The sequence below is a fragment of the Streptomyces phytophilus genome (assembly GCF_013870535.1).
GTDB classification, from domain to species: Bacteria; Actinomycetota; Actinomycetes; order Streptomycetales; family Streptomycetaceae; genus Streptomyces; species Streptomyces phytophilus.
In genome coordinates this window covers 1-1,248 of sequence record NZ_JACBXC010001544.1, presented here as the reverse complement: position 1 = coordinate 1,248, position 1,248 = coordinate 1, and the positions used below count along the sequence as shown (strand labels likewise).

1 protein-coding gene is annotated in these 1,248 nt (G+C 74.2%); it reads left to right on the top strand.

The genetic code is table 11. From position 1 onward, the window contains the following. Positions 1 to 68: 68 nt before the first annotated feature. Positions 69 to 1,248, top strand: a 1,180-nt coding sequence (locus tag H5J30_RS37215; RefSeq protein ID WP_258563675.1) for a LuxR C-terminal-related transcriptional regulator, incomplete at its 3' end; no start/stop codon positions are given.

Sequence of the window (1,248 nt, the reverse complement as noted above, 5' to 3'; positions counted from 1 at the left end):
CGCCGGCCGCCGCGCTCAGGGCGTACGTGTCCCCTGGCCCGGGGCGATCTTCCGTGTTACCAAGAGCCATGCCTCTGCGCAGCAGCTACGACGCCGTCGTCGTCGGCGGCGGTCACAACGGACTCGTCGCCGCCGCCTACCTCGCCCACGCCGGGCGCTCCGTGCTCCTCCTGGAGCGGCTGGACCACACCGGCGGCGCCGCCGTCTCCGCCCGGACGTTCGCGGGCGTCGACGCCCGGCTCTCGCGCTACTCCTACCTCGTCAGCCTGCTTCCCCGCGCCATCGTCGACGACCTCGGGCTGGCCTTCGCCGTGCGCAAGCGCGCCGTGTCCTCCTACACCCCCGCCGTTCGCGGCGGCCGGCCCACCGGGCTTCTCGTCGAGACCGACCCCGGCTCCGCCACCCGGGAGTCCTTCGCCGCCCTGACCGGCGGCGACCGGGAGTTCGACGCCTGGCAGCGGTTCTACGGCATGACGCAGCACGTCGCCGAGCGCGTCTTCCCCACGCTCACAGAACCGCTGCCGACCCGCGGCGAGCTGAGGGCCCGGATCGGCGACGACGCGGCCTGGCGCGCGCTCTTCGAGCGGCCCCTCGGGGAGACCGTCGAGGAGACCTTCGCCGACGATCTCGTGCGCGGCGTCGTCCTCACCGACGGGCTCATCGGCACCTTCGCCTCCGCCCACGACCCGTCCCTCGCCCAGAACCGCTGCTTCCTCTACCACGTCATCGGCGGCGGCACCGGCGAGGAGGCCCTCGCGGCGGCGGCGAAGCTGAAGCCGGACATCGTGCTGATGGACCTGCAACTCGGCCCCGGCATGGACGGCGTGACGGCCACGCGCCGCATCGTCGCCGAACTCCCCGGCACGCGGGTGCTGGTGCTCACGACGTACGACACGGACGCGGACATCACCCGCGCCGTCGGCGCGGGCGCGACGGGCTACCTGCTGAAGGCGGAGCGGCCCGAAGAGCTGTTCTCGGCGATCCACGCGGCGGCGGAGGGCCGCACGGCGCTGTCGCCGCCGGTCGCGGACCGCGTCATGGCCCAGCTGCGCACGCCGCGCCCGGCGCTGACGGACCGCGAGCGCGACATCCTGGCGCAGCTCGCCCGGGGCAGCTCGAACAGGGAGATCGCGCGGGCGCTGTTCATCAGCGAGGCGACGGTGAAGACGCACCTGGGCCGGATCTACGACAAGTTGGGCGTCGACTCGCGGGCGGCCGCCGTGGCGGTGGCGAACGAGCAGCGGCTGC